At 41.2% G+C, this 25,620-nt stretch carries 25 protein-coding genes and 1 riboswitch; of the genes, 18 read left to right on the forward strand and 7 right to left on the reverse strand.

Annotated features, from left to right (window positions below; all coding sequences use genetic code 11):
- Positions 1-225: transposase (locus BMZ58_RS14700; protein ID WP_167360094.1), on the reverse strand; the 225-nt coding region annotated here is incomplete at its 3' end.
- Positions 226-510: 285 nt separating this feature from the next.
- On the opposite strand from BMZ58_RS14700, the gene BMZ58_RS14705 reads away from it, so the two are divergent.
- The gene (locus tag BMZ58_RS14705) at positions 511-1,455 is read left to right on the forward strand and encodes an ATP-grasp domain-containing protein (protein WP_075037325.1); all 945 of its coding nucleotides are present in this window, start codon (positions 511-513) and stop codon (positions 1,453-1,455) included.
- A 37-nt stretch (positions 1,456-1,492) separates the two neighbouring features.
- On the opposite strand, the gene BMZ58_RS14710 is transcribed toward BMZ58_RS14705, so the two are convergent.
- The gene (locus BMZ58_RS14710) at positions 1,493-2,551 is read right to left on the reverse strand and encodes an NAD(P)/FAD-dependent oxidoreductase (RefSeq protein WP_075037326.1); all 1,059 of its coding nucleotides are present in this window, start codon (positions 2,549-2,551) and stop codon (positions 1,493-1,495) included.
- A gap of 339 nt (positions 2,552-2,890) precedes the next feature.
- On the opposite strand from BMZ58_RS14710, the gene BMZ58_RS14715 reads away from it, so the two are divergent.
- The 6 genes from BMZ58_RS14715 (at position 2,891) to BMZ58_RS14735 (ending at position 7,585) form a co-directional block, all read left to right on the forward strand.
- Complete coding sequence (locus tag BMZ58_RS14715) at positions 2,891-3,958, forward strand: C45 family autoproteolytic acyltransferase/hydrolase (protein ID WP_075037327.1); 1,068 nt, start codon at positions 2,891-2,893, stop codon at positions 3,956-3,958.
- Positions 3,959-4,018: 60 nt separating this feature from the next.
- The gene (locus BMZ58_RS21640) at positions 4,019-4,141 is read left to right on the forward strand and encodes a hypothetical protein (RefSeq protein ID WP_279626139.1); all 123 of its coding nucleotides are present in this window, start codon (positions 4,019-4,021) and stop codon (positions 4,139-4,141) included.
- An 8-nt stretch (positions 4,142-4,149) separates the two neighbouring features.
- Positions 4,150-4,488 carry a GNAT family N-acetyltransferase gene (locus BMZ58_RS14720; RefSeq protein ID WP_075037328.1) on the forward strand — a complete coding sequence of 113 codons (339 nt, stop codon included), beginning with the start codon at positions 4,150-4,152 and terminating at the stop codon, positions 4,486-4,488.
- A 24-nt stretch (positions 4,489-4,512) separates the two neighbouring features.
- The gene (locus BMZ58_RS14725; RefSeq protein ID WP_075037329.1) at positions 4,513-5,184 is read left to right on the forward strand and encodes a Dph6-related ATP pyrophosphatase; all 672 of its coding nucleotides are present in this window, start codon (positions 4,513-4,515) and stop codon (positions 5,182-5,184) included.
- 55 nt (positions 5,185-5,239) lie between these two features.
- On the forward strand, positions 5,240-6,019 hold the full coding sequence (gene fabI / locus BMZ58_RS14730; RefSeq protein ID WP_075037330.1) for an enoyl-ACP reductase FabI: 780 nt from the start codon (positions 5,240-5,242) through the stop codon (positions 6,017-6,019).
- Positions 6,020-6,208: 189 nt separating this feature from the next.
- Complete coding sequence (locus BMZ58_RS14735; protein WP_075037331.1) at positions 6,209-7,585, forward strand: Glu/Leu/Phe/Val family dehydrogenase; 1,377 nt, start codon at positions 6,209-6,211, stop codon at positions 7,583-7,585.
- Between the two features lie 227 nt (positions 7,586-7,812).
- Here the strand turns inward: BMZ58_RS14735 and ppc are convergent, their stop codons facing one another.
- Entirely contained in the window at positions 7,813-10,596 is a 2,784-nt protein-coding gene (ppc, locus tag BMZ58_RS14740; RefSeq protein WP_139207353.1) for a phosphoenolpyruvate carboxylase, read from the reverse strand.
- An 817-nt stretch (positions 10,597-11,413) separates the two neighbouring features.
- Here ppc and BMZ58_RS14745 point away from each other — a divergent pair.
- Positions 11,414-12,904, forward strand: a complete 1,491-nt coding sequence (locus tag BMZ58_RS14745; protein WP_083412814.1) for a Na+/H+ antiporter NhaC family protein — start codon at positions 11,414-11,416, stop codon at positions 12,902-12,904.
- A 145-nt stretch (positions 12,905-13,049) separates the two neighbouring features.
- Here BMZ58_RS14745 and BMZ58_RS14750 read toward each other — a convergent pair whose 3' ends face one another.
- Positions 13,050-13,541, reverse strand: coding sequence for a DinB family protein (locus BMZ58_RS14750; protein ID WP_075037333.1), 492 nt, complete (start codon positions 13,539-13,541; stop codon positions 13,050-13,052).
- Between the two features lie 288 nt (positions 13,542-13,829).
- Here BMZ58_RS14750 and BMZ58_RS14755 point away from each other — a divergent pair, with 288 nt between their 5' ends.
- Both BMZ58_RS14755 and msrA read left to right on the forward strand, forming a co-directional pair.
- A complete protein-coding gene (locus BMZ58_RS14755) occupies positions 13,830-14,525 on the forward strand; it encodes an AIM24 family protein (RefSeq protein WP_075037334.1) in 696 nt (231 codons plus the stop codon).
- 160 nt (positions 14,526-14,685) lie between these two features.
- A riboswitch (SAM riboswitch) is annotated at positions 14,686-14,806 on the forward strand.
- Positions 14,807-14,927: 121 nt separating this feature from the next.
- Positions 14,928-15,401, forward strand: a complete 474-nt coding sequence (gene msrA, locus BMZ58_RS14760; RefSeq protein ID WP_075037335.1) for a peptide-methionine (S)-S-oxide reductase MsrA — start codon at positions 14,928-14,930, stop codon at positions 15,399-15,401.
- Positions 15,402-15,449: 48 nt separating this feature from the next.
- Here msrA and BMZ58_RS14765 read toward each other — a convergent pair whose 3' ends face one another.
- A complete protein-coding gene (locus BMZ58_RS14765) occupies positions 15,450-15,851 on the reverse strand; it encodes an ion channel (protein WP_075037336.1) in 402 nt (133 codons plus the stop codon).
- 166 nt (positions 15,852-16,017) lie between these two features.
- Here BMZ58_RS14765 and eutH point away from each other — a divergent pair, with 166 nt between their 5' ends.
- Complete coding sequence (gene eutH / locus BMZ58_RS14770; RefSeq protein ID WP_075037337.1) at positions 16,018-17,130, forward strand: ethanolamine utilization protein EutH; 1,113 nt, start codon at positions 16,018-16,020, stop codon at positions 17,128-17,130.
- A gap of 562 nt (positions 17,131-17,692) precedes the next feature.
- Here eutH and BMZ58_RS14775 read toward each other — a convergent pair.
- Complete coding sequence (locus BMZ58_RS14775) at positions 17,693-18,136, reverse strand: ribonuclease H-like YkuK family protein (protein ID WP_425268664.1); 444 nt, start codon at positions 18,134-18,136, stop codon at positions 17,693-17,695.
- A gap of 398 nt (positions 18,137-18,534) precedes the next feature.
- Here BMZ58_RS14775 and BMZ58_RS14780 point away from each other — a divergent pair, with 398 nt between their 5' ends.
- A complete protein-coding gene (locus BMZ58_RS14780) occupies positions 18,535-19,041 on the forward strand; it encodes an AAA family ATPase (RefSeq protein ID WP_075037339.1) in 507 nt (168 codons plus the stop codon).
- A gap of 241 nt (positions 19,042-19,282) precedes the next feature.
- Here BMZ58_RS14780 and BMZ58_RS14785 read toward each other — a convergent pair whose 3' ends face one another.
- On the reverse strand, positions 19,283-19,513 hold the full coding sequence (locus tag BMZ58_RS14785; RefSeq protein WP_075037340.1) for a hypothetical protein: 231 nt from the start codon (positions 19,511-19,513) through the stop codon (positions 19,283-19,285).
- A 195-nt stretch (positions 19,514-19,708) separates the two neighbouring features.
- On the opposite strand from BMZ58_RS14785, the gene BMZ58_RS14790 reads away from it, so the two are divergent.
- From BMZ58_RS14790 to BMZ58_RS14815, 6 genes are all read left to right on the forward strand, one after another.
- A complete protein-coding gene (locus BMZ58_RS14790) occupies positions 19,709-20,323 on the forward strand; it encodes a DUF421 domain-containing protein (protein ID WP_075037341.1) in 615 nt (204 codons plus the stop codon).
- Positions 20,324-20,386: 63 nt separating this feature from the next.
- Positions 20,387-20,716 (forward strand): thioredoxin family protein, encoded by a 330-nt coding sequence (locus BMZ58_RS14795; protein ID WP_075037342.1) that lies wholly within the window; start codon positions 20,387-20,389, stop codon positions 20,714-20,716.
- Between the two features lie 446 nt (positions 20,717-21,162).
- Positions 21,163-22,005 carry a pyrroline-5-carboxylate reductase gene (gene proC, locus BMZ58_RS14800; protein ID WP_075037343.1) on the forward strand — a complete coding sequence of 281 codons (843 nt, stop codon included), beginning with the start codon at positions 21,163-21,165 and terminating at the stop codon, positions 22,003-22,005.
- A 21-nt stretch (positions 22,006-22,026) separates the two neighbouring features.
- Positions 22,027-23,175, forward strand: a complete 1,149-nt coding sequence (gene proB / locus BMZ58_RS14805; RefSeq protein WP_075037492.1) for a glutamate 5-kinase — start codon at positions 22,027-22,029, stop codon at positions 23,173-23,175.
- A 20-nt stretch (positions 23,176-23,195) separates the two neighbouring features.
- The gene (locus BMZ58_RS14810; RefSeq protein WP_075037344.1) at positions 23,196-24,455 is read left to right on the forward strand and encodes a glutamate-5-semialdehyde dehydrogenase; all 1,260 of its coding nucleotides are present in this window, start codon (positions 23,196-23,198) and stop codon (positions 24,453-24,455) included.
- Positions 24,456-24,836: 381 nt separating this feature from the next.
- Positions 24,837-25,604 carry a nucleotidyltransferase domain-containing protein gene (locus tag BMZ58_RS14815; protein WP_075037345.1) on the forward strand — a complete coding sequence of 256 codons (768 nt, stop codon included), beginning with the start codon at positions 24,837-24,839 and terminating at the stop codon, positions 25,602-25,604.
- Positions 25,605-25,620 lie beyond the last annotated feature (16 nt).

Consider the following 25,620-nt stretch of genomic DNA (forward strand, 5'->3'; position numbering starts at 1 on the left):
CACACTCTCATCGGAATGGCCGTAGAATTTCTTGAGGATTAGAAGCTTAACCATCATTTCAGGTTCTTTCGAAGGCCTTCCATAATAAAGAGAATAAGAATTTTTAAGGAGATTATTGATAAAGGAGAAGTCCAAATGATCTTGTATAATTCGGAGGGTGTTATCTTCCGGGATTCTGGTGTATAATTCTGTGTAGAAGCTTACTTGACTATGTTGAGTGAGCATCATAAAAACCTCCAATTTGGTGTTTGTTTCTAGTCAATTCAATTCTACCAAAGTTGGAGGTTTTTTTATGCTTTTATTTCATTTTCCTTATTTTAGGAGGCGTTTTTCAGTGGCCTCAGTCATTCCCCGCCGCACCTATCCACTCTCAATTGTCTCGAAACTGAGTTTTCGAGAATAGGGAGCTTTAGTGGAATAGAGGGTGGAGGGAGTATGGTTATTCCTAGTAACCTTATCGGGTTATTGTGGTAAAATGGAAGTACTAAGAAATAGAAAGGAGTCAGTTCGATGAGCAAAATTTATGTCCTTCATGAAAATGACGAATGGACTGATCATCTAACAGAAAGACTGGAAGAGCTGAACCTTCCCTACGAATTGTGGCACTTGGATGAAGGTATACTTGACTTGACTAGCAAGCCACCAGAAGGTGTTTTTTATAATCGTATCAGCGCGTCTTCACATACAAGGAATCATAGGTATGCACCCGAATTCACTGAAGCGGTTCTTGCCTGGCTGGAGTGCCATGGGCGTACAGTGGTTAATGGAAGTAGGGCATTACGTCTTGAAGTAAGTAAGGTGAATCAATATATGGCACTGAATCTAGCTGGCATTCATACGCCGAAGACGATTTCAGTAGTAGGAAAAGAAAATATTCCAGAAGCTGCACGCCAATTGGGCTTGAAATCATTCATAACCAAACATAATCGTGCGGGGAAAGGCCAAGGAGTCCAGCTTTTCCATTCGTTGGAAGCTTTGAGTGGATATTTGGATGGTCCCTCCTTTGAGGAACCCGTGGACGGTGTAACTTTGATTCAACAATATATTGAAGCACCAGAGCCTTATATAGTCCGGCATGAGTTTGTCGGAGGGAAGTTCGTCTATGGTGTGAAAGTTGATACATCGGAAGGTTTTGAGCTTTGTCCTGCAGATGCTTGTTCGATTGAAGAGATGTATTGCCCAACTGATGGGGAAGCGGAAGCCTCGAAAGCGAAGTTTGAAGTTTTAGAAGACTACCGGCCACCTATTGTCGATCAATATGAAAAATTTCTGCAAGAGAATAATATTCAGGTCGCAGGTATTGAGGCAATCAAGGACAGGGATGGAAAGATGTACACATATGATGTCAATACGAATACAAATTATAATTCTGATGCTGAAACAAGAGCAGGAAAATATGGCATGCTTGAATTGGCGAAGTATCTTGGCGGTCTTCTTGAAAAGACGCATGTATAAAAAAGGTCGATCACATGTTTTATGTGATCGACCTTTTTTAGTGACGTTTGCTTAACCAGAGCACACCTGACTTTGCTAACCGTGGAAGGACACCCGTCATCGGCTTTTGTAGCATGTTGCCGAACCCGTCGTTCTTTCCTAGTGAACCAAGTGCGCCTTTCAATTTTACATCACCAGGCCGCTCCGGTACACGCCCTTGAAGGACGGCATTCAGGACCTCAGCGACTTTCTCTCCTTGCTGGCCAGCAAGCTGGGCGCTTGGAGAGTGCTCAGAGGAGGCGCAATCCCCGACGATATAGACGTTTTGGTGTGTAGGGACCTGATAGAAGTCATTGATGACAATCTTTTCTTGATCGTCTTTTTCAAAGGGAAGTTCGCGAACGAGGTAATTTGGTCGTACACCAGCTGTCCATACGGTGACGTCATTCAAGTAACAGACGCCATTATTGCAAACTCCATCCTTTTCGACATATTCGACATTCGCACCATGAATGACTTCTACATCGTTATCTTTGAACCATTTCTCCACATAGTTCTGAATCTTTGAATCGAAGGCTTTCAATACAGTTTCACCGCGGTCGAGAAGGCGGATATTCAAATCTCCACGACTTTCACGAACTTCTGAAGCTACTTCAATCCCACTTAAACCAGCCCCAACAACAGTGACTTTGCCATAGGCTCCAAGATTGTTAATAGCAAATCCCGCACTTCTTGCTTTGGAGAAGGTTTGTACACTTTCCGTAAATTCGCGAGCTCCTTCGATTCCATGGTAATTATCCTCACAACCGAGACCGATCAGTAGGTAATCGTAAGGAATATTCTCGATACCGCCTTTAACGATGATCATTTCATTATCTGTGTCGATTTTTTCAATTTCATCAAAAACGTAAGTGACTTGCTCGTGGATAGGAAAGTCCACACGGGCATGACGATCAGACTCCGTTCCAGCTGCAATCGTGTAAAATTCGGTTTTTAATGAATGGTAAGGATTCCGGTCAACGACGGTAATATGTACATCTTCAGGCAATTGATCGAGCAGTCCATGCAAAGTATTCATACCACCATAGCCGCCTCCCAAGATTACGACTTCCTTCATCTTTGTTCCACCACCCTTTATAGAATTAATACCTGAACACTCAGGTAATCACATTTTCGAAAACGCTTTCTGATTTCTTACAACCTTTAGAGTACCAAAATTGCTATAGAAAAACTAGAAAAACAAGCAAATATTCTCACCTTTTCTTACTGGACGATACCCTTTATCCCCAATTTGTAAAAGAGTGAAGAACAATTCTTGCTACTAGCATCCCCTTTCGTCTGCTTTTTAGTTTATATTTGGCTAAGGAGTGGAGACTTAGGCGGACCACTTTTTTGTTGTTCGGAACGATATCTGATAAATTTAATTCATAAACAAGCAAAAGGAAAGGACTTACATATGAAACAAATATATAGCGATATCATGCAATTTCGAGGAACACATTATGACTTCGGCTTCTATCAGGGGAAGGTGTTGAAGGATTCATGGACGGTAAAAAATCGTGAGAAGCAGTGGAGGGTAAGAAAACCGCGTTTTACCGTTGAGGAACAAGAAGTAAGAGAAGCGATTTCTCGTTTTGCACCAGGTGTGTGGGAGGAGTTATTAGGTATTCGGGATGCTCTCGGATGGTCAATGGAAAAAGTGATGATGGAATATGGTGGATACCGCAATGACTATAAACGAAGCGGCTGTTCGATTATGACAGGGGACGGCTACTTCATTCGTAATTATGATTATATGCCAAAGACCTACGAAGGACGGTATAGTTTGTTTCAGCCGACTGACCAAGGATATGGTATTATCGGTCCTACACAGCGCATTACGGGGCGGATGGATGGAATGAATGAAAAAGGATTGGTGATGGGGTACAATTTTATGCATCGTAAACGTCCGGGGGATGGCTTTATCTGTTGTATGATTGGGCGGTTAGTGTTGGAATCCTGTGCAAACGTGGAAGAAGCCGTCGCAATGCTTCGGGAAATCCCTCACCGTCATTCTTTTAGTTACACGGTTTTTGACCGAAGCAATCAGACGTATGTCGTGGAAGCTTCGCCAAGAGGAGTGGAAGTACGAGAAGCAGATGTATGTACGAACCATTTCGAGATCATGAAAAAAGAAAACCGAAATCATCTGGTAGACTCGATGAAGAGAATGGACGCGATTAATTACAAGCGCAACAGCATCCAAAGTGCAGAAGACGCCTTCCGTTTAATGAATGACACGGACCAGGGAGTGTTTTCGAAGCTATACAGCAATTGGGCAGGAACGATTCATACATCTGGTTACTTACCTAAGGAAAACAAAGCTTGGTTTGCGTTGGGAGGCGACCAAAAACCAGTGGAGTTCGATTTTTCCGAGTGGTTATCAGGAAAAGACCTAGAAGACGATAAAATTCATGGAGAAGTAGATACAGATATCCCATTTGTTCATATGGGGGATGGCGCTTATTGGAGCGGAAAGAAGTGAAGCCTGATGCTTAATAAGTGTGTTATTCGCTTTGCTAAAGAGGAAGATGCGTGATTTACGATGAGTATTGGAAAAGAATTAATTTCGGAAGGATACGGGATGAAGAATGCAGATGAATTCCATGACTCGATAGAATTAGAGAAGAAATGGATTGCTAGTTTTGAAGGTGCAGGTGTTTTCTAGTAGCAGAAATGGATGGGGAGGTTGTCGGCTTTTTAAATTTTGATCCTGGTAAGTTGTATTCGACCAAACATCAAGGCACATTCGGTATTAGTGTAAAACACTCAGCCTGTAGGAAAGGGATAGGAAAGAAACTCTTGGCCGCAATGATAGATGAGTGCAATCACAAAGGAGATATCGACATCATTCGGTTGAATGTTTTGGCATCGAATACGACAGTCATCCGTTTCTATGAATCTTTCGGCTTTCAAAAAGAAGCTTGTTTTATTGATTATGTCCGAAAGAACGGTAAAAGTGAGGACATGCTCCGTATGACTTTAGATTTAACGTCGAGGAAAACCCGAATTTAAAAACTTTAAAAAGGGGATAAGTGTATGGTACAGAAAGTAATGGTATCGTGGAGTGGAGGGAAAGATTCTGCTCTAGCATTGCATAAAGTGATGAAAGATCCGAATTATGAAGTGAGCGGAATTTTCTCTACCATTTCCGAAGAAAAAGGGCGGCTTCCTATTCATGAAGTAAAAGATTCCTTGTTACAGAAACAAGCAAAAGCTCTCGGCCTTCCTCTGACGATCATTCCAATCCCCTTGCAAGCTTCAAATGAAGTATATGAACAATGCTTAGGATCATTTTTTCGCCAATGTCGAGAAAAAGGCGTCGATATAGTCGTTTATGCCGATCTTTTTCTGGAAGATATAAAATCTTATCGTGATCAACTTTTGAATCAATACAAGATGAAGGGGTATTATCCATTATGGGGAAAAGCTTCACCTTCAATTGGGAATATGATCATCTCTGAAGGATTTCATGCGGTCATTACAACAGTCGACCGTGAGAAGTTAGGAGAAGAGTGGGTAGGGAAAATTTACAATTTTTCTTTTCTCAAAGAATTACCTGAATCTATTGATCCTTGCGGTGAGAAGGGGGAGTTTCATACTTTCGTCTATGATGGCCCCATATTCAAATGGCCGATCCCTTTTAAGCAAGGAACAAGGTTCTCAACATTAGGTGAGAAGTTCATTCATGTAGAATTGGAGGAAAAGTAGACAACCGTCATCTTGATAAGTTATAAATAAGGAAATGAATTTTTTGGAGGTCACTATGGAAGATATATTAAAAATGAAAAATAAAAACATTGTCATCATGGGTGTGGCGAATCAAAGAAGTCTAGCCTGGGGGGTAGCAAAATCTCTGTATCAAGCAGGGGCTAATCTTATTTTTACATATAGGAAAGAGCGAAGTTTAAAAAAACTGGAGAAGCTTCTTTCAGATAATAGTTTAGAAGCAAAAGCAATCATTCCGTGTGATGTGAACAACGATGAGAGCATTCAACAAGCATTTACCGAGATTGGTGAAAGGGTGGGCGTCATTCATGGAGTATGCCACTCGATTGCATTTGCCCATGCAGAGGACTTGAAAGGGGACTTTATCGATACCTCAAGAGACGGTTTTGCATTTGCACAGGATACAAGCGCTTATTCACTAATCGCTGTGGCGAAGGCAAGTCAACCGTATATGACAGAGGGTGGAGCCATGATTGCCATGAGTTATCTCGGAGCTGAACGAGTTGTTGAAGGCTACAATGTGATGGGAGTTGCCAAAGCTTCACTCGAAGCAACGGTTCGCTATTTGGCTGCAGATTTAGGGGAACACCAAATCCGTGTGAATGCTATTTCTGCTGGTGCCATACGAACGTTAGCTGCTAAAGGTGTTCCAAGCTTCAATGAAATATTACACAAAATAGAAGAAATATCACCTTTAAAGAAAAACGTGACACAGGAAGAAGTAGGAGACATGACCCTTGCGATGATGAGTCATTTATCCCGTGGCGTGACAGGGGAGATTGTCTATGTGGACTCCGGGTACAATATTTTAGGGTAGTTAAGAGTCTCCATTTTCTTGGAGGCTTTTTTTGTTGATCCTACAGCTGTTTCGCATATTTTTCTTGCCTACCAGGCGCTTACGTCTTTGTTTGTTGAAAACGTTTCATTGTAATTGATTAGGGTATGATGATTTTAGAGGAGGAAATAAATCACAGGACTTAATCATTAGAACGGAGGCTTTGAAACTATGCACAGACAACAAACTATTATCGAAGAATCGCTTAAAGCTATTATGGAAGATGAGGAATTCCTGCCAGATTTAAAAGCGCAGACAAGGGAGCAGGCCTATTCTTCATTAGTCGCATTGCTATCCACGCCGAACCATGTACATAAATCTTTTTTACGTATTACATTGGAAAATGGAACGATCGTAAGAATCCCGGCATTTCGGGTGCAACACAGTGACACGGTAGGACCTTATAAAGGAGGTATTCGGTTTCATGAAACGGTGGATGAAGATGAAACCTCAAACCTTGCTAAACTGATGACTCTGAAAAATGCTCTGCACGAACTTCCATTCGGCGGTGGAAAAGGTGGGGTTGTCATCAATCCTAAAGAATACAGCGTCAAGGAATTAAACTTAATATGTAAGAAATATGTCCAATACTTCAATGATATTTTAGGTCCGGATAAAGATATACCGGCTCCCGATGTAGGTACCGGAGAACGTGAAATGGATTGGATGATGGGAGAATTCAAGAATATCCATCCTGGTGAGCCGTACCGAAATAGTTTTACGGGAAAGAGTGTTGTGAATGGAGGATCATTAGGACGAAGAGAAGCTACCGGGAAAGGTGTCTATTTTACGTACCGGTATTTGCTTAAAAACTTTGTGAGCCAAAACCGGAAGTGGCTTCGTGATACGGAGAACACTTTCGCCCATACAGCTTTGGATCATGCAGACAAAAAGTTGAAAGTCGCTGTCCAGGGATTCGGCAATCTAGGTTCTGTTGCTGCACTTGAAGCTTATCAATGTAATGATTTACAAAATCGTATCGTAGCTGTCAGTGATGCGAATGTAATGCTATATAATGAAGATGGGCTGGATATTCCTGGTCTCATTCAATACACCAAGGAAAATGATGGAGACTTACCTACAACCGAAGAAGTTTTGCAGGAAAATGACCTGAAAGCAGAAGTGAGAAATCGGGATGATTTACTGGAATTGGATGTCGATGTCCTCTTTTTAGCAGCCCTTGAAGATCAAATTCATGAAGAGAACAAGGAAAATATCAAGGCTAGGATTATTGTCGAAGGGGCGAACGGTCCGATTACGGAAGAAGCGGACAAATATCTGGCTGACAAAGGTGTCCTCATCATCCCGGATATATTAGCAAACGCTGGTGGTGTGATTGTTTCTTACTATGAATGGGTACAAGGAAGAGAAGCACAGTTTTTGACAGAGGATGAAGTGTTTGAACGTCTCTTTAATAAAATGAGGGTGACAATGGATACCATCTTGCCACAATTCTTTGGAGATCCATTCCCGTTACGACAAAATTGTTATATTCATTCTGTAATGAAATTGTCCACGATCATGTATCGACAAGGTAAATTATATTAAGATAAGAAAACTCAGTCCAGGAATTTGGACTGAGTTTTTTTCTGCATATAGCAACAAGAAGAGGAGAACAGCTCTACATCGGAAAGGAAATCCATACCCACTAGCCTAATATAGATTAAAATCAAGTATTCAAGGTAGAGAGCTGGCATGGAAGAAATCTATAAATATTTAATGTATGGTTATCAAAAAAGCTGCCGGCATAAGTGCCGACAGCTTTTTCCGTAATATCAACCTGTATTGCGAAGTCCAGCTGCAATACCACTGATGGTTAGTAGAACTTCAGTGAGGATATCGTCCCCTTTATCTTCTACTTCTCTTAATTCTTTAATCAACTCGACTTGAAGGAAATTCAATGGATCGACATATGGATTACGAAGTCGAACAGATTCTTTGATCGTCGGTTGATGGTCTAATAGTTCTCCATCTCCAGTGATCTGAAGCAGAATATCTTTTGTACGATTGTACTCTTCTACGATATTTTGGAAAATCCGTTCTCCCAATTCTTCATTGTTTACGAGTGCCTTGTACTCTTTGGCTGTTTGGATGTCCGCTTTCGTCAGAGCCATTTGTAAGTTATTGATCGTCGAGCGGAAAAATGGCCAGTTTTCGTACATTTGTTTAAGGACAGCAAGATTGTTGTTGTCTTTTTCTGCATAGTGAGTGAGGCCCGTACCAGAAGCATACCATGCTGGAATCAACTGGCGGTTTTGTGTCCATGCGAATACCCAGGGAATAGCTCTAAGGTTTTCGAACTTGGAACTGTCTTTACGTTTCATCGGACGGGAGCCGATATTCAGTTCACTGATTTCTTTCAATGGAGTCGCTTCATTGAAATAAGTTAAGAAATCTTTGTCTCCAAATACTAGTGACTGATATTTTTTCAAGGACACTTCGGAGATATCTTCGAGCGCTTGTTCCCAAACATCCTCTCGGTGGTGCCCCTGTTCAGACTCCTGAGAAATATTCATCGCGCCTTCAAGTATGGTTGATGCTCCCTGCTCTAAGCTCCGGTAAGCGATATCTCTTAACAAGTAACGAGAAGATAAAACTTCCCCCTGTTCGGTAATTTTAACTCCATCCCCAAGGGTTTCTACAGGTTGGGAGAGGAGACTGCGGTTCAATGGTCCACCGCCACGTCCAAGTGATCCCCCACGACCGTGGAAGAACTTCAAGCCAACATTGTAATCGTGAGCCATGTCATGGATTTCCTGTTGGGCTTTGTAAAGTCTCCAGTTGGCTGTTAATGTGCCCCCATCTTTACTACCATCTGAGTAACCAAGCATGATTTCTTGGTTATTACCGTGCTTGTTCAAGTGTTTGCTATAAACATCCATTTCGAATAGTGTTTTCAGAATTTCAGGACCTGCTACGAGATCATCCACTGTTTCTAAAAGTGGAGCGATGTTGAGATTGCTTTCGACCTTGCCATCTGCATGCAGGCGATAAATGCCAGCTTCTTTGGCAAGGACCAGTACTTCAAGTAAGTCACTTGCTGATTCAGTCATACTGATTAAATATACTTCAATCGATCGTTTACCAAATTCTACATGGGCTTTACGGATCATTTGGAATACGTTCAACATTTCTTGGGTTGATTCTGAGTAGTCTTCGTTCAGTAATGAAATGGGACGAGGATCTTTTAATACATCTTGCAGTACTTCCAGTTTCTCCTCCTCAGAAAGGGAAGCATAATCTTCAGAAATTCCAACTTTTCGAAGAAGTTCGGTCACTGCCGCTTCGTGTTCCCCACTATGGTTGCGGATATCAAGGGTAGCTAAGTGGAAACCGAATAGTTCTACTTGACGAATCAATTTGCGCAGCTTTTTAAGCTCACGTTTATTCGGTTGATGGGTTTTAGCACTATCCCGGATTTGGCGGAGATCATTAAGTAGCTCGTCCGCATACTCATAACCGATTTCTGACTTACCTACCTGGCGTAGCCGCTCAAGGATAATGGCAAATTTACGGCGATAAATCTCCCGGTCTACACGCCATTTCTTTCCTTCAGGAAGCATGCTTTCTTCTCTTTCAATAGCATTTTTCAACTCGTCTGTCACAGTCACTTGTGCAGAAGAGTGGCTGAACCGCTTCATTAATTCGACAAGCACTTCGTCATACTTTTTCAATACAAGCTTTCTCTGCTTTTGTAATGTTTGCCAAGTGATGTCTGGGGTTACATTCGGGTTTCCATCACGATCTCCACCAATCCATGAGCCGAAGCGGAGGAAGTTCGGTACCGACCAATCTTCATCTGGATAATGTGTTTCCAGTCTTGCTTCAAGCTCCTGGTGGATATCTGGAAGTACATCGAATAATGTTTCATCAAAATAATATAGACCGTTACGCACTTCATCCATTACGGTAGGCTTTCTTTCGCGAAGTTCATCCGTTTGCCAAAGAACTGTAACCTCGTTTTGGAGGCTATCCTGTAAGTTTTCTCGTTCACTTTGAGTCAGCTGAGGGTGATCGAGCTTTTTCAAAATGGTGGCGATCCGTTTTTGGATCTCCAGGACGGTTCGCTTCGTTGCTTCTGTAGGGTGTGCCGTGATGATCAACTCAAGGGAGAGTTTATTCAAGACATCCTGTATATCGTCTTTGGAAAAATCATTATTTTTCAAGTTCAATACAGCACTCTCTAAAGAAAAGGGCTGAGCTCCGTGATCCTCACGCAGCTGATATTCGCGACGACGGCGAATACGGTGGTTTTGTTCAGCAATATTAACAAGGTGGAAATAAATAGAGAATGCGCGGATTACTTGTGAACGCATTGGTGGTTCGAGGTTTTGAATTTCTTCTTTCAGTTGATGGTAGGTTGTGGTATCAGGATTATTCCTAAGATCTTTCGTCAGTTGTCGAATCGTTTCCACTTTGTTTAATAGTTCCTCGCCGCCATGGTGGACCAGGATGTCCCCTAACATCTTCCCTAAGGCGCGGATGTCATGGCGTAAAGGAGTAGTATGATCGTTCGTGTTTTTTACGGTAGTCACACTTTCACCTTCCTGTCTGATCATTTAAGTAATTTTGGTTTTTCTATGTGTTTCATAATGTTATCAGAATAATTTGTATAGTCAAATACATCGAACCGTGTTACTATCATTAGTTGCGCCATTTAAATATAAAGTAAAAAATGGTAAATGTAAGATTGGCCGACAATGTAAGCGCTAACTTTGTTGAAAAACTATTCTTCATAAATCCATTGTATTTTTTTGAATTTTAAAATTCAAAAATGAAGTCTCAACTATTGTTTTGCAGAATAAATCCTGCTGAAAAGAGATAAGGAAACTTGCCTGAATAGAGAGTGGAAATGAGAGAAGATTAATTGATGAGTATTCATAGATTTTTTATTCGTCCTTCTTCCATGCATTTTTTTCAGGCCTTCATCGGGACCTTTGGATTGCTCAAATCTTCCAGTGATTATCAGGAAAGGATCATTTAGAGAACCGAGTTCCTAATAATCGAGAAGTACAGGGGTTAAAGGTGCAGACACCTAGTGTAACCTTATTCTTTTCCTCAAAAGTATAATGGAGAAGCAACATAATCACCTTTATCAATGCAAAAAACATGGATAAGGAGTGGAAGCATTGTTTTCATTTAAGGCAGAAATATTGTAGAGGGAAGCATTAAATAAAGCGATCATTAAAACATGCAAGGAATTCCGGGAAGAAAGTTTGCTGTCAAAAGGAGAGAACGAAAGATATAATAGGAAAATGTATCAGCTTATCCTGTACTATTATTTTTGAAAAATTGGGAAAAAACTCAGGATATTACATCTATACACAATCAGTGATAAACTATTGTACAGTTGAATTTGGTAGAGGAGGGACTCTAGTGGCAGATAAAGATAAAGAACAAGAACAAGTCATTGATGAAGCGCTTGGGGAAAAAGACGTCCAACGGTTAGAATTCCGTGGTGGAGTTTTTGCTGCAACCATCCCTTTAGTGTTTTTTATCATTTGGGCAATTGTCTTAAGTGTAACAAAGCTTGTTTCAGAAGAAGCTTTAGTATTAGGAATGGTCATTGGTATTGCGCTCGGACTATTCTTTTGTAAATCAAAATGGGCAGATTATGCGCAAAGTCTAATTTCTGGAATGGCTCAACCTGTAGGTGTCGTGGCGGTTATCGCCTGGTTCTGGGCAGGAATGTTCGCCAACATGCTTTCAGCCGGTGGTTTGGTTGATGGACTCATTTGGTTCGGCTTTCAATCAGGCCTTGAAGGAGGCGCATTTGTTGGTGTTACATTCTTGTTGGCAGGTTTGTTCTCTACAGCAGTCGGTACAGGGTACGGGACAGTTGCTACGTTCGGAGTACTTATGTATCCAGCTGGTGTAATTTTGGGAGCAGATCCGGTGATTCTACTAGCTGCGATTTTAAGTGGAGCAGTATTTGGAGATAACCTGGCCCCTGTTTCAGATACTACTATCGTTTCTGCGACTACTCAGGACGCTGATGTACCTGGTGTTGTCCGTTCAAGGTTTAAATATTCCATCACCGCTGCGGTTCCAGCTCTTATACTATTCGTAATTTTCGGCGGAGGCGGCGAAACAGGGAGTCAACAAGTTATCAACTCATTGCAGAATGAAGTGTCACCGAATGGACTTTTAATGTTAATACCATTTGTACTCGTCTTATATTTAGCATTGAGCGGTCATCACTTACTGACTTCCCTTTCTTGGGGTATCCTAGCTTCCGCGGTTTTCATTTTCCTTACAGGGAAATCATTAACGGAAGCTATTCATATTTATAAAAATGATTCTGGTGAAGCTGTCGTTGAAGGCGCCCTAATCGACGGGATCGGTGGCTATTTTAATATGGCAATCCTGATCTTATTTATCTTGGCTGCTGCATACTTATTGGAAGTAGCAGGAACGATGGATGTCATCAAGGATTTCTTCTTAAAACTTATTAATAATGTCGTCCGCCGTGCAGAACTTGCGATTTTTGGTATTGTTGCTTTCCTGAATTTATTCATTACTATTAATACGGCAGCTGAAATTGCTGCAGCGCCTTTTGTAAGGAAATTGGGAACACAAATGAACATCCACCCATATCGAAGAGCAAACTTCCTGGACACGGTCACTTCTTCATTAGGTTATATCTTTCCATGGAGCGGAGGTGTCCTCCTTGCATGGGCGACCGTCCGTGGGGCTGCTGAACAGTATGATTTTCTTCCAGTAGTCAATCCAGGCGAAGTGTTTCCGTTCGTTTTCCAAGGCTGGCTGCTTCTAATTGTTATGTTTATAGCTGCCTGGACAGGCTGGGGACTAAGATTTTCTGGAAAAGATGGGGAAGAAGTGAAACCAGCAGATTATAAAGGTTAATGTTATATAAATGCCCCTGGGTCATTTGGGACCCAGGGGCTGTTCTATTTAATAAACTATTATAGAGTTCATGAAAATTTGGGGGCAGAATGATCGTTCCGTTTTCTATGGTCCATCTGTATGCTTTTTCTCACATTATGGTTCCCTATGAAGAGCGAATAGCTGCCTTGATCTCCTTTATCTGATCCAAGTGACGCAGTTCATGCCAACCAATAAATTCTATCCATTGTTCTAAGTGCATGTCCCCGAAAGAAGGGTGGGGAAATACACGGTTGCGCAATGTTTCGACGTCTTTGTTATGGATAAGGAACATTGTCGCTTCACGGGATTTTTTTAAGCCTTCTTTTGCATCATCCAATGTTACGAATTCGCCTTTCGGACGGACAGATTCTGGTGCTTCTACTTTGTAATCACGGTTGGTTGAGAGATGAATCGGCTTTTCGGAAGCTTGTTGAGTATCGCCCTGTTTGAGAGTTTGGTTGATTTGGTGTACGATAAGTTGTTCCATTAAGTATAAATGCTCGAGTACTTCAAGAATGGACCAGCGACCAGATTCTGGCTTAACGAGAGCTTCTTTCTCAGGAACTTTATCAATAAAAGTGAGCAATTCGTTTCTTTTTTCGTCTAATCCATACATGTAACTCTTCCCTTCATTGTAGGTTAACTTGAGTCTAACACAGGAGAATATATAAATTCTTTCGTTATGCCTTGCGTCTGTCCATTAAACAAGTTCTTTTCTTACATAAATCTTCCTGAAATTAGAATGCTCGATTGCTAGATGTTTTCGGCTAAGGGAGATGGAATGCTAATTGTAACTACATCCAAGGAATGAAATGAACAAAACCTACGACTTGTTTATGACTCATGGTGGTATAACATAATTAGAAAGCATAATAGTTCATAGAAACAAAAAGGAGGAAACGTTATGAGTGATTATTCTATTGATGAGTTTATTAGACAGACGAAACAAAACTATTCCGAAAATGACTATTTTGAACTGGAGACACAGAGGATTCTGGAAGTTAATTTGCTTGATCAGGTATGGGCCAAGGCTGGTGCCATGATTTCTTATAATGGAGATATCAAGTTTGAGCGAGAAGGGATTTTGGAACATGGAGTAGGGCGTCTGTTTAAGAAAGCGATGACCGGTGAAGGTAGTGCCTTAATGAAGGCGACTGGTCGTGGCCGCCTTTATCTTGCCGACCAAGGGAAGAAAATTACCATTTTCGATTTGGATAATGAAACGATTACAGTCAACGGCAATGACCTTCTTGCTTTTGAACCAAGTATCGATTGGGATATTAAATTGATGAAAAAGGTAGCAGGAATGGTATCGGGAGGATTGTTCAATGTCACACTAAGCGGAAGTGGACGGGTTGCCATAACTTCCCATTATGAACCGCTGACTTTACTCGTCCGCCCTGGAGAACCTGTCATAACAGATCTCCATGCAACGGTGGCATGGTCTGGACACCTCGAGCCGAACTTCAAAACAGATATAAGTTTCAAAACATTGATTGGCCGTGGAAGTGGAGAATCGATTCAGATGGAATTCCAAGGAGAAGGTTTTATCATTGTCCAACCATTTGAAGAAATATACACCACGGGGGGACAAGGATAAATCAAAATTTTTTACAGACAGGCATAAAGATGCTAGAATTCGAATATAATGACAGCAAGAAAGCTGGTTATAAATTCATTCGATTTTTTACGCTGTTATCCTTTACTTCGTTACAAAAACGTTGTATTATGATAACTAACATAAATTAAATAACGGAAACTTCTTATCCAGAGAGGCGGAGGGACTGGCCCTTTGATGCCCGGCAACCATCGAATCAATCTAAGGATTGACTAGAACGGTGCCAATTCCTGTAGGATGTTAAACATTCTAAGAGATGAGAGGATCGTGCGGATATTAGCGACCCCTTTTCTTAATGGATAAGAAAAGGGGTTTTTTCGTGTAATAACCATTACCGTCAAGGCTCTCGATAGAAGTTGCGTTAAAGGAAAGGGAAGATGTCAAATGGCAACAGCTATTTTCGGTGCAGGATGTTTTTGGGGAGTAGAAGCATTTTTTGAAAAATTTGAAGGGGTAACAGAGACAAAAGTCGGTTATATTGGTGGTCACTTGGAAAACCCCACATATGAAGAAGTGAAAGAAGGCAATACAGGTCACGCAGAATCCGTAAAGATCGATTACGATCCTACCGTCATCACTTATGCAGAACTGATTAATATTTTCTTTGAAGCCCACGACCCGACATCCCGCAATAAACAAGGTATTGATGTTGGGCATCAATACCGATCTGTCATTTTCTATTTAGATGCAAGTCAAAAGTACATTGCAGAAGAAAAGATTAAGGAATGGGAAGGAAAAGGAGTCTTCAAGCGTCCGATTGTTACAGAAGTAGAAGCAGCGACAACATTTTTTGAAGCAGAAGAGTACCATCAGAAATATTTACAAAAACATGGGTCTGCTGCGTGTTCGATTGGATAAAGGATAAAGAGTAAGCCCCCTATTGAAAAGGGGGCTTTTTCTATTGGTTCATTTCTCATCATTAGGGGAATCTAACGCTTTGAGGAAGTAGGCGGTAGGGAGCAGGACTCCGATGGCAGATTCAATTAAAGCGAAGAAACGTGCCATCCCTACAGGCAGCATATCTCCGTAACCGACACTCAATAAAGTTTCTCCACTAAAATAAAGCAAGTCCCAAAAGCTTGGGTTTACGGATTCTTTAGATGATAAACTTGTAACTAAGATCGTCCCGTTTAATGAAAGGAGATAATAGATGAAAGTAAATCCTATGAGGACTCCTGTTAAAACAAAAAATAAATTTAAGAAAAGAGCCGTGCTGAAATAACTTTTCCTATAGGTTTTATTAGCAAAAAAGTACACCAAATTTAAAAGGATAAAAATGATGGCTCCGATAAAAAGTGCTTGAGTCATTCTTTCATCTCCTTTATTTTATCTGCTGGTAAAAGAGTAAGTACTGCTAGGTTCTCTTCTCAAGTAACCTACCCGTCTTCAAAGTTAAGATAAACTAGATCTTTCATATAGGAATGAAGAAAAGAAGGGGAAAAATTATTCGATTTTTGAATGTGGAGGTGGGGATATGTGGTTTAATGATGCTATTTTAATCATCATGTGTTTGTTTATGGTGCTGGGAGCTCTGGATTATTATGTACTTAATCATCGTTTATCACTGGGGTGGCGCTTTTATGAGGCCTTTATGACGATGGGACCGTTGGCTCTCTCGATGGTGGGTATCATTTCCCTTGCTCCTGTTTTATCTCAATGGCTGGCCCCAGTAATATCGCCTGTTTTCTTATGGTTTGGTGCTGACCCTTCTATGTTTGCTTCCATGATGCTCGCCATTGACATGGGGGCCTATCCCCTTGCGGAATCCCTGGCACTTGAGAAGGAAGCGGCTGTTTTTTCCTGGTCTTTGTTAGGAACTATGATGGGACCGACTCTTGTTTTTACGATTCCAGTTGCCTTGACAGTTCTGCAAAAAAAGGACCGGCCTTATTTTGCGAAGGGGATCTTGGCAGGTTTGGTTACAGTTCCGGTCGGGTGCCTGATCGGTGGGGCATTTGCGGGTTATGAATGGGGATGGATGATCCGCAATTTGGTTCCGGCGATTTTATTATCCGTAGTCATAGGGGGAGGTCTATGGTTGTTCACAAATGTAACAATCCGACTATTCTCCTATTTTGGCAAGATGATTGAAATCGTCATTATTACAGGTTTAAGTTTTATCATCATCGAAACTTTGACAGGAATGGTTATTCTCCCTGGAATGGCTCCTTTATCTGAAGGGATTACAATTGTCGGTCGAATCACTGTCACCCTGGCTGGAGCTTATCCTTTAGTGGCTTTTATCAATCAACGGGGGGAGAAGTACTTTTCGATTCTTAGTGAGAAAATAGGAATGAACACCACTTCCGTAACAGGCATCATTGCCTCGACCGCCCACCATTTGCCTATGCTTGCAACGATGAAAGATATGGATGAACGAGGGAAAATAGTGAATTCAGCTTTCGCTGTCAGTGGAGCTTTTGTCGTCGGAAGCCATTTTGCATTTGTAGCTGGAGTGGAAAAAGAAATGATTTTGCCCATGGTGATAGGAAAGCTGACAGCTGGTGGACTTGCCGTTTTATTAGCTCTTTGGATGACGAGAACCACTAAATCACTTCGCGCTGAAAAGAGAGATTCATACAATTGAAAAAAGCGCCCTCCGCTATGAAGGACGCTTTTCTCATTGTAGAATTTTTATCGGCTCACCTGTTCTGCAGATCCCAGTTCTTAAACCATTTGAGGTTAAATTTTATTCGGAGCTCTTAAACCATACGAGTGTTATCCAGCTCCAGTGGTCGTTCGGTGTTGCAACAGGACGTTGCGAATTTAACCGAACTTCTTTACTAGTTATTTCAGGAAGAAGAGCACTCCCTGTAATGATTGTTCTTAAGCTTGTCGAGGCTGACCAAGGCACCTCCACATTGGAATGTCCAGTTCATACACCGCTAATAAGGGCAATTACGCTTTCACAATAGGAGTCTCACCGTTTCCCTTGATAAGTATCTCGAAACCACCTTCAAGTAAAGGGAGCATAATGTAAGTGAAAGTGCGGTGATTACAGGCTTGAAGTGCTATTCTCCCTATACTTATGGCAGGGTTATTGTTGTGTGATTTCGAGTCCTTCCCCCACGACCATTAAACTCCTACAGACACCTCGAAATCGACCCTCCCAGAAACTTCCACATTGTTAATATTGGAGCTCTTTTATCTTATTTTGTATAACGGTTAGCATAGCTGCTCGCAACAATGGAATCAGGTTTGATTTTCGGTTCCATACCTAAGGATTCAATGCGGGAGACCATTTCGTTAACATAAACTCTTGTCCGGTTTCGGTCTCCACTCCCGATATCGATATGACCCTCGATTGTAAAAGTCGCGCCCTTATATATATGGGGCAGCACAACTTCAATCAGTTCGTTTTTTCTTTTTTCCGTGAAGAAAGAGGCGACTTGTTCAGTCAATGAGGTTTCATAGGAAATCCGCTCATGTAATGTTGTCATTTGACGATCGACAATTTCTTTACGAAAACATGCCCAGGCTCCTTTCCCGACATTTTGAATTACGATACCTGTAATGAATAAGGTGTGGGAAGGATGGACTTGTGAATCTGTTCCTAACATTAACTTGTAATTCCCTGTAGGCTCTCTTTTCATGAAGGTTAAAATATGAGAAAACACTTCCGTGAAATTCATTTTTTATGGGTGAGGTTTTGAAAACCATCGGATGGGTTCACATTAGCCAACTCCTTTATTTTTTCAAAGAAAGGGACAGTGGACGGCAATAAGCTTGTGACCATTCTGTTATTAGGATATTCATAGACCTATGCGAAAGATAACACTAATTTACGGAGAGTATGTGTCAGGATGGAAGTTTTTATGTAATTTTATCAATAACAAAGGGATGGAAGACAATGGAGAAGTCCTTTGCCTATAATTTTTTATAAAAAACTTCCTTGAACAATTCTATGAGTGTTATTTCCGAATGGATGGTATAGCAAGGGAGAGAAGCGTTCCGATGTATAGGCCACGGCAAACCAAAAAGGAGGAGAGCGATGAATGTAGAGAAAGTTTTAGACATCATACAAACTTTAAAACAAGAGGAAAGATTTGTACTCGGAATTGATGGACTCAGCCGTTCTGGAAAGACAAGTTTTACACAAAAGTTGGTGGAAGCTTTAGAAAAGCCTGTCCTTACTTATCATATAGATGATTATATCGTCGACCGCTCCAGCCGTTACAAGACAGGTTATGAGGAGTGGTATGAATATTATCATTTGCAATGGGATGTTAAAAGACTTCAGGAAGAGTTGTTCCAGCATTTGAGGAAAGAATCAGAAAAAGCACTCGTAATTATTGAAGGAGTATTCCTGCAACGGGCAGAATGGCGAGATTATTTAGACTATGTGGTCTATTTAAAGTGTTCAAAAGTGGAGCGTTTTAATAGAGAAAGTCAGGAAACGCAAGAGAAAATAGAAAAATTCCTAGACCGATACTGGAAAGCAGAAGATTATTATATGAAAACAGTGAACCCAGAGAGAAAAGCAGATCTAGTCTTGTGAGTGTCGGATTCCCAATATTGCCGAATATTTAAATTACATTGTTCATTTCCTGATTAGCGGTGTCGGATACTTGAATAAGAATAGGCTGCTCTCAAATAAAAATAGCCTATTCTTAAATAACACTTATCTTCTACTAATAACGCCTCAAAATCCATGCCAGGGAATCGTTCGACGCTTGAAGTGTTAAAAAACAATAGGAGGGCCCTTCTATTAGGAGCTCTCCTATTGTTTTTAACCCTTGTCAAAATATGAAAATACCGACGAGGATGATAGTAATTGCAAAAGTGATGGAATAAATGGTTGTTAATAATGGAATGCTGTTTGATCTATTCTCATCGCTTTTCAGTTTCTTTATATCATCTTCCGCTGATATTGTGTTGTCCTGTTTGGAAACCCCTTTAGCGATGACGATGGTGCTGAGCAAAGCGGCGATCGATACAATGATGACAATGCCGTAATAGATGGGGTACATAAGATCACTCCCAAGCTTCAAGTATTACTTTTATTATAATAGAAGATAACAATGAAGCGAAAACTTTTCCTCTTTTCTCATCTGTTCCGCGTTTTTTTCTTAAAAAGTAGAGGGTGGGTCTTTACTTTTCATTAAAATCAATATAAAAGAATATCCTCCCATTTTTAGGTGAACATACAAAAAGAGGTGAAAGATATGGACTGGATATGGAAAGCGGTATTAATTATCATTGTAGGTACAATAATACTAAGAATTGCAGGGAGAAAGTCAATCTCGCAGATGACCCTGTCGCAAACAGTAATTATGGTTGGTATTGGATCTCTACTGATTCAGCCGGTGGCAGGGAAAAACATCTGGGTGACCTTCGGTGTCGGTGGTGTGCTTGTCCTTACATTGATGGTAATGGAATTTTCACAAGTAAAGTTTGATTTCGTGGAGCGTTTCCTGACAGGAAGGTCTGTACCTATCATTGAAAATGGCCAATTGAATGAAAAGAACTTGAAAAAACTACGCTTCACTGTCGATCAGTTAGAAATGAAGTTAAGACAAATGAACATCACTTCCATAGAGGACCTTAAGTCAGCTACCCTTGAGCCGAATGGACAGGTCGGTTATGAGCTTAAGGAGGAGAAGAGACCCGCAACTAAAAAAGATATGGATGATCTGAATCAGCAGCTCCAATCATTAAGAAAAATGTTAAATCCGAATCAGGCAGATCAGGCTTCGATTCCAGTGCCACCTGGTGAAGATTTGTTTAAAGAAGTGGAAACGAAAAATCATCAACAAATGCATCCTGACCGCTTAAATTAGGCAAGCTTTCAAGAAGGCATTTTAGCCTACCTCTTGGTATAATAAAAAATAGAGGTGAGATAAGTGGAATCCGTACAAACTATTGAAGATTTAAACAAATTCGTGCAAGAAACTCCGCTTTCTATCGTATATGTTACCCGGCCAGGATGTTCCGTCTGCCATGGCCTACAACCACAAGTAGAGGACCTATTGGTTGGTTATCCCGCTGTTAAGGCCAGGCAGGTGAATGCTGATGAAGTTCCACAGGTGGCTGGGGAATTTTCAGTTATGACAGTTCCTGCTGTTCTGATTTACTCGGAAGGTAAGGAGTTATTCCGAAAAGCGCGTTTCGTCCCTATAGGAGAGCTGAATCAACAACTAGCTAAATTGAACCATTTCATTAATGAAGATTAAAACACCTGTTGAATTGATTCAACAGGTGTTTTTTTGACTTGGAAATTATCTGCGATAGCTAAGTAATTTTTTCTAATTCAAAAAAATAAACTGACTGCTCTTTATATCCTGCCAGATGCCCCAGATTGGGGAACCGTTTGGGAATATGATCAGGGCTACAGAAAGGGAAAGTGTTTCAAGTGATAAAAAGTCAGATTTTTCCCTCAATTTGGGATTATCCGGCTTTTCTTGAAAATCCAATGCGCAAATAGATGAATGAGACGAGATTATTTGCGATGAGAAGCGATGAAGGTGAAATACCTCCGAGTGAAACCGTTTACACGGACTAATTGGCTTATATAGACCCGACTTGCAAAAAACCCCTTGAATAAGTTTTGCCCAGTGTTATGATGAAAAACGTCTTAATTAAAGCGAACAAAAAATGCGAACGGGAGAGATTAACCCAAATGATTAAACAGACGATTGCTTTTCTAGGTGCAGGCTCTATGGCTGAAGCGATGATTTCAGGCATGGTGGAATCCGGTAATATTCCAGCTGAGAACATCATCGTGACCAATCGAAGTAATCAAGAACGTTTAAACACAATTAACGAAAAATATGGTGTACGCACTGTCTTAAAAGATGATTTAAACTTTGCGGAAATCGATCAACTTATCTTGGCAATGAAGCCTAAAGATATTGAGGCTGTACTTGCTGATTTGAAAGATAAATTGACACCAAACCAAGTGCTTGTCTCTGTACTTGCTGGTATTTCAACAACCTATATGGAAGATCGTTTGAATGACGGACAGCAAGTTATCCGCGTGATGCCGAACACTTCAAGCATGCTTCGTGAATCCGCGACAGCAATCAGCCCAGGGCGTTACACAGATATGGACAATGTACTTGTAGCTAAAGAATTGCTTCAATCAATAGGTGAAGTGTTTGTTATCGAAGAAGATAAAATGGACGTATTTACAGGAATCGCAGGAAGCGGACCGGCATATTTCTACTATTTGATGGAACACATTGAGGAAACTGGCCGCGCAGAAGGTATGGATCGCGAAACACTTCGAGAAATCGGAGCCCAAACATTGCTTGGCGCTGCCAAAATGATGCTTGAGCGTGAAGAAAGCCCGACAGAGCTTCGCCAAAACGTAACTTCTCCTAACGGTACAACAGCGGCAGGACTGAATGCTCTCGATAATGCTGGAGGAGGCTATGCGATTTCAGAAGCGATCAAAGGTGCAGCTAGTCGATCCAAAGAGCTAAGTAAAGAATTGGAAGGACTACTCGTAGGCAGTAAATAATCGATGCAAATAGACGCGAAAATGCTAAACAGGAGTGATATATTGAGTCACGATAGGAAAAGGGTAGTAATTAAAATAGGGAGTAGTTCTCTCACTAGTATGCACGGGGAGGTAAGTCGCCGTAAATTAGAAAAATTAGTAGATGAAGTCGTTCAATTGAAAGACGATGGTCATGAAGTTTTACTCGTATCCTCGGGAGCAGTTGCCGCTGGGTATCGTAAACTCGGATGCCTGGAACGCCCTAGTACGTTACCAGAAAAACAAGCAGCCGCATCCATCGGCCAAGGATTGTTAATGGAATCCTATTCTGATCTCTTCTTATCTCATGGCTATATGGGTTCTCAGATCCTCATTACTCGTAGCGACTTTTCGGATGAAGATCGTTATAACAATGCACGTAATACAATCAATGTTTTGCTTGAACGTGGCATCATTCCGATTGTCAACGAAAATGACACGATAACGATCGATCGTCTGAAATTCGGTGATAATGATACACTTTCTGCTAAAGTTGCAGGCCTTGTGGATGCAGACCAATTGATCATTTTATCGGATATCGATGGACTGTACGATGCAGACCCTAGAAAAAATGAGGATGCCCAACTACTCAATAAAGTCCACGAAATCACCCCAGAAATTGAAGCTGCAGCTGGCGATCCAGGAAGTGCTGTCGGTACAGGCGGCATGAAGTCCAAAATAGATGCTTTCAAAATTTCTATGGCTTCTGGCATTTCCTCCTTCTTAGGAAAAGCCAATACACCGAACATTGTGTATGACGCAGTATACGGTAATGCAACAGGAACGTACTTCGAAACAGCGACAGATGCTGAAAACCTTGACCAGAAGAAGCAATGGATCGCCTTTAACTCAGGGCCAGAGGGAGAAGTGATCATTGATCACCGTGCGAAAGAATCTATTGTCGAAATGAAGAAGAGTCTGCTTCCTATGAATATTCACCATGTGAAAGGTCGTTTTGAAGAAGGAGCGGTTGTTCGTATCCATGACTTAGATGGAGATGAAATCGGCCTCGGTGTTGTGAATTATTCTTCTGAGGAAATGAAAGAAATGATCAGTCTGACAGAACCGGAATTAGAATCATATGAAAAAGCCGCTATCGAACGTAAAGACTTTGTTTGCCATTTAGAAGTTGCCATGCCCGTAGGCGTTTAAAATACTCAAGGAGGTCTTTGATGACACTAACAAAAAATGTGAACGTTGAAGCACAAGCAATAGAAGCGAAGAAAGCTTCTAAAAAGCTACTGATTCTATCTGAAGAAGAGAAAAACCAAGCATTGCTTCATTTAGCAGACGTACTGGAACGTGAATACGAGACGATCCTTTCTGCAAATGAAAAAGACTTGGATAATGGACGGGAAAAAGGTTTCACAGAAGCTTTCATGGATCGCCTCTCCCTATCCCAGGAGCGTATCGCTGATTTTGCCCAGGGGCTGCGAGACGTTGCACAGTTAGAAGATCCGACTGGCAAGGTGCTTACGGATTGGACATTGGATAATGGCTTGCAAGTAGAAAAAGTAACCGTTCCCTTAGGCGTTATTGGTATGATTTATGAAGCGCGCCCGAACGTTACGGTGGATGCGACAGGTCTAGCCTTGAAATCTGGCAATGCCATTGTGTTGAAAGGTGGCTCCTCTGCTATCAACTCCAACGAAGCTATCGTTGAAGTGATGCACCGTGGTCTTGCAGAAACGAAAATCCCTAAAGAAGCCGTACAATTTATTGCCTCTACCGATCGTGAGGCGACTAATGAGCTTTTCACTATGAAAGAACACATTGATGTATTAATTCCTCGTGGTGGCGGCAAGTTGATTCAGGCTGTCGTAGAAAATGCGACCGTACCTGTACTTGAAACTGGTGTTGGAAACTGCCACATCTACGTCGACAAAAACGCGGAAGTTGAAAAAGCAATCAATATTCTTGTGAACGCCAAAACGGACCGTCCAGCAGTATGTAACGCAGCGGAAACGCTAGTGGTCCATAAAGAATGGTTGGCAGATCATAAAGATGCGTTAATTGCTGCACTAAAAGAAAACAATATCGCTGTCCACGGTGACGAGTATGTTCTTGATATCATTCCAGGCTCCGTGCTTGCAGGCGAAGAGGATTGGGCGAACGAATACTTGAGCACAGATATTGCAGTAAAAGCTGTGGATGACTTAACAGAAGCAATTGCTCATATCGAAACTTTCGGAACAAAGCACTCGGAAGCAATCGTCACAGAAGATTCCGAGGCAGCAGAAAAGTTCTTTGCACTTGTTGATGCTGCCGCTCTTTATCACAATGCATCCACTCGTTTTACTGATGGGGGAGCATTAGGGTTCGGAGCAGAAATCGGTATTTCCACTCAAAAACTTCATGCGCGAGGCCCAATGGGACTTCCCGCACTAACGACAGTGAAGTTCTTGATGAAGGGAACTGGCCAAATCAGATAAGTTGGTAAATTGGAAGGGGAACTCGCATGAGTTTCCCTTCTTTTTGATTTGTGGGGATATTCTTTTTGGTTGTGGTTGTCGTATTATTAAATACTTTTGAGAATTCTCTATTGGCAATGTCGAATACTACATCATGAAGAGATTTTTCACTAAGGTATCATAAGTAATGATCTGGTATTGTCTCCCCCAATTACCAAGCAGTTAGCTTACCTAAGTAATAGCATTTTCTTCTTTGTTTGGGTGACAGGGAACTATCCTGTTAATGAGAAACTCTATTGTCCATATTTCTATTGATTTCGTTCGTGGCATTTTTAATCTCCTTTTACAAAAAATTCATTCTATTATATGATGATGTAATATTTATTTTTAGGGGGGATGAAATTGAGACAAAATGATGCTGTCGAAGTAATTACTAGCAGTTTAAAGCGAGATCCATCCGTAAAAGCAGTTTTCCTTAAAGGGTCAATGGGGCGAGGCGAGGAAGATGAACACTCAGACGTCGATATTTACGTATTGGTGGAAGAGAAAGAGAAGGAACAGTTTTTGAAAAATAGACAAAAACATCTCGAGAGTTATCAATCCATCATTTTCTATGATGACATTTTTATCATAGCACCGCAGATCATTGTTGTGTTTGATAACTTGCTTCATGTCGACCTCTTCACTGTTACAGAAGAGACGCTTATACATAAAGACTATATCCGGGTTCTCTATGATCCAGAAGAACGCTTGAAAAAACACCAGCAGCATCAAAACTTGAGATTGTCAGAGCAAGATTTTTTGGATGCAGTGGAAGATGTGGCTTTCTTTTTCTTACAATATAAAAAAGCAGCAGATCGTGGCAATGACCTGTGGGCAGTGAAAGTCGCGAATGATATCGGGGTAAACTTAGCGAAGGTACTCTTACAGAAATATTGCCCCGAGCGTGCTCAACTTGGTTTGAAAGCATTAGATCAAACCTTGCCAAAAGAGGTTTCAGCATCTATGAAAAGAGTGTATTTGAATCTATCTCTTACGAGTCACAATGAAGCAGTCAGTACAATGGCTCTAATTGCTGAACAACAGTTAGAATGGTTAAGTGGTTGCTGGGAAAATGAAAACTTCACCCTTCCGTTTTTGAAAAGAATGATAAGAGAAATAAAAAACTAGAACACCCAACTAAGGG

It is taken from the genome of Halobacillus dabanensis (genome assembly GCF_900114165.1).
Classification (GTDB): domain Bacteria; phylum Bacillota; class Bacilli; order Bacillales; family Halobacillaceae; genus Halobacillus; species Halobacillus dabanensis.

Coding starts and splice junctions, on each gene's coding strand:
- proB (WP_075037492.1), top strand. CDS start 22,027: ATGCTAAACAGGAGTGATATATTGAGTCACGATAGGAAAAGGGTAGTA.
- BMZ58_RS14775 (WP_425268664.1), bottom strand. CDS start 18,136: ATGAAAAGAGAGCCTACAGGGAATTACAAGTTAATGTTAGGAACAGAT.
- BMZ58_RS14725 (WP_075037329.1), top strand. CDS start 4,513: ATGGTACAGAAAGTAATGGTATCGTGGAGTGGAGGGAAAGATTCTGCT.
- BMZ58_RS14710 (WP_075037326.1), bottom strand. CDS start 2,551: ATGAAGGAAGTCGTAATCTTGGGAGGCGGCTATGGTGGTATGAATACT.
- BMZ58_RS14750 (WP_075037333.1), bottom strand. CDS start 13,541: ATGTATGGATTAGACGAAAAAAGAAACGAATTGCTCACTTTTATTGAT.
- BMZ58_RS14785 (WP_075037340.1), bottom strand. CDS start 19,513: ATGTACCCCATCTATTACGGCATTGTCATCATTGTATCGATCGCCGCT.
- BMZ58_RS14790 (WP_075037341.1), top strand. CDS start 19,709: ATGGACTGGATATGGAAAGCGGTATTAATTATCATTGTAGGTACAATA.
- BMZ58_RS21640 (WP_279626139.1), top strand. CDS start 4,019: ATGAGTATTGGAAAAGAATTAATTTCGGAAGGATACGGGATGAAGAAT.
- BMZ58_RS14720 (WP_075037328.1), top strand. CDS start 4,150: ATGGATGGGGAGGTTGTCGGCTTTTTAAATTTTGATCCTGGTAAGTTG.
- BMZ58_RS14705 (WP_075037325.1), top strand. CDS start 511: ATGAGCAAAATTTATGTCCTTCATGAAAATGACGAATGGACTGATCAT.
- BMZ58_RS14715 (WP_075037327.1), top strand. CDS start 2,891: ATGAAACAAATATATAGCGATATCATGCAATTTCGAGGAACACATTAT.
- BMZ58_RS14780 (WP_075037339.1), top strand. CDS start 18,535: ATGAATGTAGAGAAAGTTTTAGACATCATACAAACTTTAAAACAAGAG.
- proC (WP_075037343.1), top strand. CDS start 21,163: ATGATTAAACAGACGATTGCTTTTCTAGGTGCAGGCTCTATGGCTGAA.
- BMZ58_RS14755 (WP_075037334.1), top strand. CDS start 13,830: ATGAGTGATTATTCTATTGATGAGTTTATTAGACAGACGAAACAAAAC.
- BMZ58_RS14810 (WP_075037344.1), top strand. CDS start 23,196: ATGACACTAACAAAAAATGTGAACGTTGAAGCACAAGCAATAGAAGCG.
- ppc (WP_139207353.1), bottom strand. CDS start 10,596: ATGATCAGACAGGAAGGTGAAAGTGTGACTACCGTAAAAAACACGAAC.
- fabI (WP_075037330.1), top strand. CDS start 5,240: ATGGAAGATATATTAAAAATGAAAAATAAAAACATTGTCATCATGGGT.
- BMZ58_RS14765 (WP_075037336.1), bottom strand. CDS start 15,851: ATGACTCAAGCACTTTTTATCGGAGCCATCATTTTTATCCTTTTAAAT.
- msrA (WP_075037335.1), top strand. CDS start 14,928: ATGGCAACAGCTATTTTCGGTGCAGGATGTTTTTGGGGAGTAGAAGCA.
- eutH (WP_075037337.1), top strand. CDS start 16,018: ATGTGGTTTAATGATGCTATTTTAATCATCATGTGTTTGTTTATGGTG.
- BMZ58_RS14735 (WP_075037331.1), top strand. CDS start 6,209: ATGCACAGACAACAAACTATTATCGAAGAATCGCTTAAAGCTATTATG.